The organism is Kitasatospora sp. NPDC056327, from assembly GCF_042261735.1.
Classification (GTDB): Bacteria; Actinomycetota; Actinomycetes; order Streptomycetales; family Streptomycetaceae; genus Kitasatospora.
The window spans coordinates 1-9,266 of the sequence record NZ_JBHJRC010000319.1; the positions used below are offsets into that span (position 1 = coordinate 1).

Annotated in this window: 2 protein-coding genes; both read right to left on the reverse strand. The window is 71.5% G+C overall.

What is annotated here, in order from left to right; all coding sequences use genetic code 11:
- A partial coding sequence (locus tag ACFCX4_RS31105; protein ID WP_376149766.1) for an amino acid adenylation domain-containing protein occupies positions 1-5,019 on the reverse strand: 5,019 nt, incomplete at its 3' end.
- Positions 5,019-9,266 (reverse strand): amino acid adenylation domain-containing protein (locus ACFCX4_RS31110; protein ID WP_376149769.1); only part of this gene is annotated, 4,248 nt, incomplete at its 5' end. The genes ACFCX4_RS31105 and ACFCX4_RS31110, both read right to left, overlap by 1 nt.

Sequence of the window (9,266 nt, forward strand, 5' to 3'; positions counted from 1 at the left end):
GGTGATGGTGACGCCCTTGGGGTGGCCGGTGGAGCCGGAGGTGTAGATGACGTAGGCGGGGTTCAGTCCGGACAGTGGTACGTCCGGGTTGGTGGACTCGCCCGTGGTCAGGTCGAGTTGGTCGAGGAGGACTCGTGGTGTGTCGGGCTGGTGGTCGGCGTTCTTCTCGGACAGTGTGGTGGTGAGGAGGAGGTGGGGGTGGGCGTCGGTGAGGAGGTGGTGGATGCGTGTGGTGGGGTATTCGGGGTCGATGGGGAGGTAGGCGGCGCCGGTTTTGAGGACGGCGAGGAGGGTGGTGACGAGGTCGGTGGAGCGTTCGACGAGGACGGCGGCGAGTTTTTCCGGTCCGAGGCCGTGTCCGATGAGGTGGTGGGCGAGGTGGTTGGCGCGGGTGTTGAGTTCGGAGTAGGTGACCGACTCGTCCTCGAAGACGACGGCGACGGCGTCCGGTGTGCGGGTGGCCTGGGTTTCGATGAGCTGGTGGACGGTGGTTTCGGGGACGTCGTGCGTGGTGTCGTTCCACTCGACCAGAATCCGCCGGCGCTCTTCGGGGCCGAGCACGTCGACGGTGCTGACCGGCAGGTCCGGGGTGGTGGTGACGGCGTGCAGGACGCGGAGGAACCGTTCGGCGATCCGCTCGGCTGTCCCGGCCTCGAAGAGGTCCGTGGCATAGGTCAGGGTGCCGCCGATCCCGGCCTGTGCGTCACCGCCGCCGAGGCCCTCGCTGAGGGTGAACGCGAGGTCGTACCGGGCCGACATCTGGCCGGACGACACCAACTGCGCTGAGAGGCCGGGGAGATCGAGGGTGGCCGGGGTGTTGTTCTGGAGGGAGAGCATGACCTGGAAGAGGGGGTGGCGGGCCATGGATCGGGCCGGTGCCAGTTCTTCGACCAGTCGTTCGAAGGGGATGTCCTGGTGGGCGTAGGCGTTGAGGCTGGTGTCGCGGACCTGGTGGAGGAGGTCGGTGAACGAGGGGTTGCCGCTGAGGTCGGTGCGCAGGACGAGGGTGTTGACGAAGAAGCCGACCAGGTCGTCGAGGGCTTCGTCGGTGCGGCCCGCGATGGGCGTGCCGATGGGGATGTCGGTGCCGGCGCCGAGACGGGAGAGCAGCACGGCCAGTGCCGCCTGCAGCACCATGAACACCGTCACACCCTCCATCCGGGCCAATTCGGCGACGCGCTGGTGAAGTTCGGCCGGAATCCTGAGGTCGACGGATCCGCCGCGGTGGCCGGCCAGCGCGGGGCGAGGACGGTCGGTGGGGAGTGACAGCTCCTCGGGAATGTTGTCCAGGGCGGTCCGCCAGTAGGCGAGTTGGCGGGTGAGGACGCTGTCGGGCGTCTCCGTGTCGCCGAGGAGGTCGCGCTGCCAGAGGGTGTAGTCGGCGTACTGGACGGGGAGTGGCTGCCACGCGGGTGCGTCGCCGGTGAGGCGGGCGGTGTAGGCGGTCGAGATGTCCCGGGCCAGCGGTGCCATGGACCAGCCGTCGCCGGCGATGTGGTGGACGACCACCACCAGGGTGTGTTCGTCGTGATCCTGGGAGAACAGCCAGGCACGGAAGGGGATGTCGGTCTTGAGCTCGAACGTGTGAGCCGCCGCACGGGCGATGGCCGTCTTGTCGTAGCTCTCCAGGCTCATGATCGTTCCCAGTTCGTCCGCATCGAGGACGAGCTGGTGGGCCTGGCCGTCAGTGGAACCGAAGACCGTGCGGAGGACTTCGTGTCGCGCCACGACGTCGTGGAGGGCGGCTTCGAGGGCGGTGGTGTCGAGTGGGCCGGTGAGGTGGAGGGCGAGGGGGATGTTGTAGGTGGGGCTGGGGCCTTCGAGTTCGGCGAGGAACCAGAGGCGCTGTTGGGCGTAGGAGAGGGGGAGCGTGTTGGGGCGGGTACCGGTGGTGAGGGCAGGGCGGCTTTTGGTGGTGCGGTGGAGGTGCTGGGTGAGGGTGGCGACGGTGGGGGCTTCGAAGAGGGTGCGGATGGGGAGTTCGATGTCGAGGGCGGTGCGGATGCGGCTGGCCAGGCGGGTGGCGAGGAGGGAGTGGCCGCCGAGGTCGAAGAAGCTGTCGTCGATGCCGATCCGGGGCAGGCCGAGGACCTGGGCGAAGATCTCGCAGAGGATTTCCTCGTGGGGGGTGCGGGGTGTGCGTCCGGTGAGCGGGGTGTGGTCGGGTGCGGGGAGGGCGCGTCGGTCGATCTTCCCGTTGGTGGTGAGGGGGAAGGCGTCGAGGGTGACGAACGCGGTGGGGAGCATGTACTCGGGCAGTGCGGTGGAGAGTTCGGCGCGGAGGGTGTCTGTGTCGAGGTCGCCGGTGGTGACGAGGTAGGCGGTGAGGCGTTTGTCGCCGGGGGTGTCTTCGCGGAGTTGGACGTGGGCCTGGCCGACGGCGGGGTGCGCGGCCAGTGCGGCTTCGATCTCTCCGGGTTCGATGCGGAAGCCGCGGAGTTTGATCTGGTGGTCGGCGCGTCCGGCGTATTCGAGGTGGCCTTGGTCGTTCCAGCGGGCGAGGTCGCCGGTGCGGTACATGCGTTCGCCGGGGGTGCCGTGGGGGTCGGCGGTGAAGCGTTCGGCGGTGAGGGCGGGGCGTGCGAGGTAGCCGCGGGCGAGGCCGTGGCCGGCGAGGTAGAGCTCGCCGGTGACACCCGTGGGCACGGGCTGGAGGCGTGTGTCGAGGACGTAGGCGCGCATGCCGTCGAGGGGGCGGCCGATCGGCAGGGTGGTTCCGGTGCCCGTGGTCCGGTGGGTGGTGGCGAAGGTGGTGGTTTCGGTGGGGCCGTAGCCGTTGGTGACGGTGAGGCCGGGGCAGGCGTCGAGGGCGCGGGTGACGGCGGCGGGGGAGACGACGTCGCCGCCCGTCCAGAGGCGTCGGACGCCGCGCAGGCAGGCGGGGTCGTCGTCGGCGAGGACGGTGAAGAGGCCTGCCGTGAGCCAGAGGGTGCTGATGCGGTGTTCGCGGATCACGTGTCGGAGGGTGGTGGTGGTGAGGTCGCCGGGTGGGGCGACGATGGTGGTGCCGCCGTTGAGGAGTGGGACCCAGAGTTCGAAGGTGGAGGCGTCGAAGGAGTGGGGGGAGTGGAGGAGGATGCGTTCGGTGGCTGTGTCGGTGTAGCGGTGGTCGTTGGTGAGGGTGGCGATGTCGTGGTGGGTGACGGCGACGCCCTTGGGGCGGCCGGTGGAGCCGGAGGTGTACATCACGTACGCCAACTGCCTTTCGTGGCAGTTCACCTGAGGGGCGTCGTCCGGCCCCGCGCCGTCGGTGGTGAGCACTGTGAGGCCCAGTTCGGTGGCCTGGTGGTGCAGTGCGGTGTCGGTGAGGACGAAGGTGGCGCCGGTCTCGGTGGTGATGGTGCGGCGGTGGGTGAGCGGGTAGCGGGCGTCGAGGGGGACGTAGCAGGCGCCGGCCTTGAGGACGGCGAGCAGGGCGACGACCAGGTCCGCGGAGCGTTCCATCAGTACCGCGACGGCGTCCTCGGGGGCGACGCCCTCGGCGAGGAGTTTGTGGGCGAGGCCGTTGGCCCGGGCGTCCAGTTGTGCGTAGGTGAACTCGGTGTCCCCGCACACCACCGCGACCGCGTCGGGTGTCCGTGCGACCTGCCGGGCGAACAGTTCCGGCAGTGAGCCGGTCACCGGCTCGGCGCTGCGGCCGCTGCCCCACTCGGTGAGGACCCGGTGGCGCTCCTCCGCGCCCAGGACCTCGGCCGTCGACACCGGTCGGCCTGGTTCGGTCAGCACCGCGCGCAGGACCCGGACGAAGCGGACGCCGAGCTGTTCGGCCGCCTCCGCGTCGAAGAGGTCGAGCGCGAAGGTGATGCTGCCCTGGAGGCCGGCCGGGGACCGGTCGGGGCCGAAGACCTCGCCGAAGGTGAACGAGAGGTCGAACTTGGCCGGGGCCTGCCCACCGGCCAGCGCCTCGACGGTCAGGCCGGGCAGGTCGAGGACGGGCTGGGCGTTGTTCTGGAGGGAGAGCATGACCTGGAACAGTGGGTGGCGGGCCATCGAGCGAGTCGGGGCCAGCTCCTCCACCAGCCGCTCGAAGGGCACGTCCTGGTGCGCGAAGGCGCTCAGCCCGGTCTGCCGCACCCGGCGCAGGAGCTCGGTGAAGGTCGGGTCGCCGGAGAGGTCGGTGCGCAGGACGAGGGTGTTGACGAAGAAGCCGATCAGATCGTCGAGGGCTTCGTCGGTACGGCCGGCGACGGCGGTGCCGACGGGTATGTCGGTGCCGGCGCCGAGACGGGAGAGCAGGACGGCCAGGGCCGCCTGGATCACCATGAACGGCGTCACGCCCTCGGCGCGCGCGGTCTCCGCGAGCCTGCGGTGCAGGTCGGCGGGCACCGTGACGTCGACCGTGCCCCCGCGGTGACCGGCCACCGCGGGGCGGGGCCGCACGGTGGGGAGCGTCAGCTCCTCCGGCAGGTCGTCCAGGGCGGCCCGCCAGTAGGCGAGCTGCTCGGCGAGCAGGCTCTCCGGGTCGTCCTCCTCGCCCAGGAGTTCGCGCTGCCAGAGCGCGTAGTCGGCGTACTGGCCGGGGAGTTCGTCCCACTGCGGGAGGCCGCCGGTCAGCCGGGCCCGGTAGGCGGCGGAGACGTCCCGGGCGAGCGGGCCCATGGACCAGCCGTCGCCGGCGATGTGGTGGACGACCACCAGCAGCACGTGGTCGGTCGCGGTCCGGCGGAACAGCCAGGCCCGGATCGGCAGTTCGGTGGTGAGGTCGAAGACGTGCCGGGCGGCCCGGGTCACCGCGGTGTCGAGTCCGGCCGCGTCGAGGGCGGCGGCGTCGGTCACCGTGAGCAGCGGGCCGACCTCGTCGGTGGGCCGGATGTCCTGGTGGGGCAGGCCGTCGTGCGCGGGGAAGACCGTGCGCAGGACTTCGTGCCGCTCCACCACGTCCCGGAGCGCGGCGTGCAGGGCGGCGGTGTCCAGCGGGCCGGTCAGCCGCAGGCCGAGCGGGAGGTTGTAGGTGGCGTTCGGGCCCTCCAGCTGGTCGAGGAACCAGAGTCGCTGCTGTGCGAAAGAAACCGGGATCATCAGGACTCCTTCTGCCCGCGCATCGGCCGGAACGCGGGCCGTGCCTTCTTGGTGGTGAGTGAATCGAGTCGCTTGGTCACACCGGCGACGGTCGGTGTCTCGAAGAGGGCCTGCACCGGCAGCTCGACGTCGAGCAGGGTGCGGATCCGGCTGACCAGCCTGGTGGCCAGCAGTGAATGACCGCCCAGGTCGAAGAAGTTGTCGTCCATGCCGACCCCGGGCACGCCCAGGACCTGGGCGAAGGCCTCGCACAGCTGCCGCTCGCGTTCGGTGGCCGGGGCGCGGTGGGCGACGGCCGGGCCGAGGTCGGGTGCGGGCAGCGCGGCGCGGTCGAGCTTGCGGTTCGCGGTGAGGGGCAGCGCGGGGAGCAGCACGGCCGCGGACGGGACCATGTAGTCCGGCAGCCGGTCGGCCAGGTAGCGGCGCAGCTCCTCGACCGTGACGCCCGCAACCGGGCCGCCGCCGTCCGGTCCGGCGGGGTCCGCGAGCACGGCGTAGGCGACGAGCCGCTTGTCCCCGGGCCGGTCCTCGCGGGCGATCACGGCGGCGTCGGAGATCGCGGGGTGACCCGTCAGCGCCGCTTCGACCTCGCCGAGTTCGATCCGGAAGCCGCGGATCTTCACCTGGTCGTCGGCGCGGCCGAGGAACACCAGCTGCCCGTCGGCCGTCCACCGGACCAGGTCCCCCGTGCGGTACATCCGCCCGCCCCGCCCGCCGCCGTCGTCGAACGGGTCCGCCACGAACCGCTGGGCGGTCAGGTCGGCCCGGCCGAGGTAGCCGCGCGCCAGCCCGGTGCCGGCCAGGTACAGCTCGCCGATCGCGCCCACCGGTACCGGGCGCAGCGCGGAGTCCAGGACGTAGGCCCGGGAGTTGTCCATCGGCCGGCCGATGGGCAGTACGGCGGGCACCGCGGCGCTGTCCGCCAGCGGGACCTGGGTGGTGCAGAGCGTCGTCTCGGTCGGCCCGTAGGTGTTGCGGACCAGGATGCCAGGGCAGGCGTCGAGCACCCGCCGCACGGCCGCGGCCGGGACGATGTCGCCGCCGGTGCCGACCTCCTGGATCCCGGTGAACGCCGCCGGGTCGTCCTCGGCGAGCACGCGGAACAGGCCTGCGGTGAGGTGCAGGTGGGTCAGGCCGTGCCGCTTCGTCAGCGCACGCACTGCCGCCGCGTCCAGCCGCCCCTCGGGAGCCACCACGACCGTGCCGCCGGCCGTCAGCGGCACCCACAGCTCGTAGGTGGAGGCGTCGAAGGCGTGCGGGGACTGGAAGAGCACCCGGTGCGGCACCGTCTCGCGCCAGCAGCGGTCCGAGACCAGCTCGACCACGCCGCGGTGGGTGTTGGCGATGCCCTTCGGGACGCCGGTGGAGCCGGAGGTGTACATCACGTAGGCGGGCTGGTCCGGCAGGGTCCGCACGGCCGGGTTGTCCGGCCCGCCGGTGCCGGTGGACGCGTCGACGGTCAGGATCCCGGCCCCGGTCCCTTCGAGGCCCCGCACGAAGGCGTGGTCACGGGTGGACCCGTCGACCAGCAGCAGGCCGGCCCCCGCGTCCCGGTGCACCACCGCCATCCGGGTCTCGGGCGCCCGTTCGTCGATCGGCACGTAGGCGCCGCCCGCCTTGAGCACCGCGAGCAGGGTGACGACGAGGTCCGCCGAGCGCCGCATCAGCACGGGCACCAGCGACTCCGGGCCCACGCCGTGCGCGATGAGCACCCGGGCCAGCCGGTTGGCGCGGGCGTTGAGTTCGGCGTAGGTGAGCTCGTCGTCCCCGGAGACGAGCGCGACGGCGCCCGGGGTGCGGGCCGCCCGGGCCTCGAACAACTCGGTGAGGCTGACGGCGGGACGCTCGACACGGGTGTCGTTCCACTCGGTCAGCACGGTCCGCCGCCGGGCCTCGTCGAGGACGTCGATCGTGTGGAGGGGCGTCCTGGGTGCGGTGTCGAGCGCGTCGGAGAGGTTGCGGAGGGCGGTCCGGAGGAGGTCGCAGACGAGGGCGGGGTCGATGGGGTCCACGGTCTGGGCGGAGAGGACGAATCCGCTGCCGAGATCGTCGACCGCCACGGTGAGCGGGTAGTTGGTGCGGTCCTGTCCGTGCTGGGCGTGCACCCCGTCCAGGCCGGTGCCGGTGTGCTCCGCGGCGCTCCGGCTGTGGCGGTAGTTGAGGAGAGCGGTGAAGAGGGGTGCGGAGTTGTCGACCTGGCCGGCTTTCTGGGCGAGGGCGAGGGGGGCGTGTTCGTGGGTGAGGAGGTCGGCGAGTTGGTCGCGCATGGCGGTGACGGCGGTGGTGGCGGTGGTGGTGGAGGTGTCGAAGCGGACGGGGAGGGTGTTGATGAAGAGTCCGGGGACGCGGTGGGCGCCGGTGCCGGCGTTCATGCGGCCGAGGAGGAGGGTGCCGAAGACTACGTCGTCGCGGTTGGTGGTGGCGGCGACGACGCGGGCCCAGGCGGTGTGGATCAGGGTGGCGGGGCTGGTGTGGTGCGCGCGGGCGTGGTGGCGGATGCGTTCGGCGAGGTCGGCGTCGAGGGTGAGGCGCGCGTCCGCAGTGCGGCTGCCGTCGTGGCGGGTGTCGAGGACGCCGAAGGGTGCGGTGGGTTCGGTGATGCCGGCGAGGTGGTCGGTGAAGAAGTGTTCGTGTTCCTCGCGGGTGATGCCGAGGCGGGCCTGGGCGACGAAGTCGCGGAACGGCAGCGGCGCCGGGAGGCGGTGTTCCTCGCCGGCCAGGATCGTCCGGATCTCGCCGAGCAGGATGTCCAGCGCCGTGTGGTCGGTGATGAGGTGGTGGCGCTGGAGGAGCAGGAGCCAGCGGTCGGTGCCGGGTTCGGGGGCGGTGTGGGCGCGCAGGAGGGGCGCCTGTCCGAGGTCCATGGACGGGGCGCAGAGTGCGAGGAGTCCGGCCATGGGGTGGTCGGTGGTGGTGAGGGTGTGCTGCTGGATGGGGAGTCGGGCGGTGCGGGCGACGACCTGGACGGGTTCGGGGAGTCCTTCCCAGAGGACGGCGGTGCGCAGGATGTCGTGGCGGTCGATGACCTGCTGGAGGGCGTCGAGGAAGGTGTCGAGCAGGGCGCGGCTGTCGAAGGTGAGCATGGCCGGGGTGACGTAGATGTCCTTGCCGCCGGCACCGGTCGACAGCAGGTGGTGGAAGAAGATGCCTTCCTGGAGTGGTGCGAGGGGGTAGATGTCGGCGATGTTGGCCGGGCCGCCGGGGAACGCATCCGTGATGCGGGTGAGTTCGTCGGCGGTGAGGTCGATGAGGGGGAGCATGTCGGGCGTGATGGCCCGGGCGTCGGCGGGGATGAGGTTCGGGGGGACGGCGATCGGGCGGGTGCCCGTGTCCGCTTCCGTGGCGGCGGCCAACTGTGCAGGGGTGGGCGCGGTGAAGAGGGTGCGGACGTTGACGGGGACGTCCCGGGAGCGGAGTCGTTCGACGAGGGTGACGGCTAGGAGGGAGTGGCCGCCGAGCTCGAAGAAGCTGTCGTCCAGCCCGATCCGGGTGAGGCCGAGGGTGTCGGCGAAGACCTCGCAGATGACGGCCTCCCGGTCCGTGCCGGGTGCGCGGTAGGTGGTTGTGGGGGTGTAGTGGGGTGCGGGGAGGGCGTTGCGGTCGAGCTTGCCGTTGGGGGTGAGGGGGAGGGCGTCCAGGACGACGAACCCGGCCGGGACCATGTGGTCGGGGAGGCGGTTGGCCAGGTGGGTGCGCAGGTCGGCGGTGTCGAGGCCGTCGGTGGTCACGGCATACGCGGTGAGTCGTTTGTCGCCGGGGGTGTCCTCGCGGAGGAGGACGGCGGCGTGGGTGACGTGGGGGTGCGCGGTCAGTGCGGCTTCGATTTCGGCGGGTTCGATGCGGTGGCCGCGGAGTTTGATCTGGTGGTCGGCGCGTCCGGCGTATTCGAGGTGGCCTTGGTGGTTCCAGCGGGCGAGGTCGCCGGTGCGGTACATGCGTTCGCCGGGGGTGCCGTGGGGGTTGGCGGTGAAGCGTTGGGCGGTGAGGGTGGGGTTGTGGTGGTAGCCGCGGGCGAGTTGGGTGCCGGCGATGTAGAGCTCGCCGGTGGTGCCGGTGGGGAGGGGTTGGAGGTGGGTGTCGAGGATGTAGGCGGTGGTGTTCCACATGGGTCGGCCGATGGGGACGGTGGCCGTGTGATGGTTCTGGTTGTGGTGGTTCTGGTTCTGGTTCTGGTTGTGGGTGGTGGTGGTGTGGTCGGTGCAGGCGATGGTGGTTTCGGTGGGGCCGTAGTGGTTGGTGACGGGGAT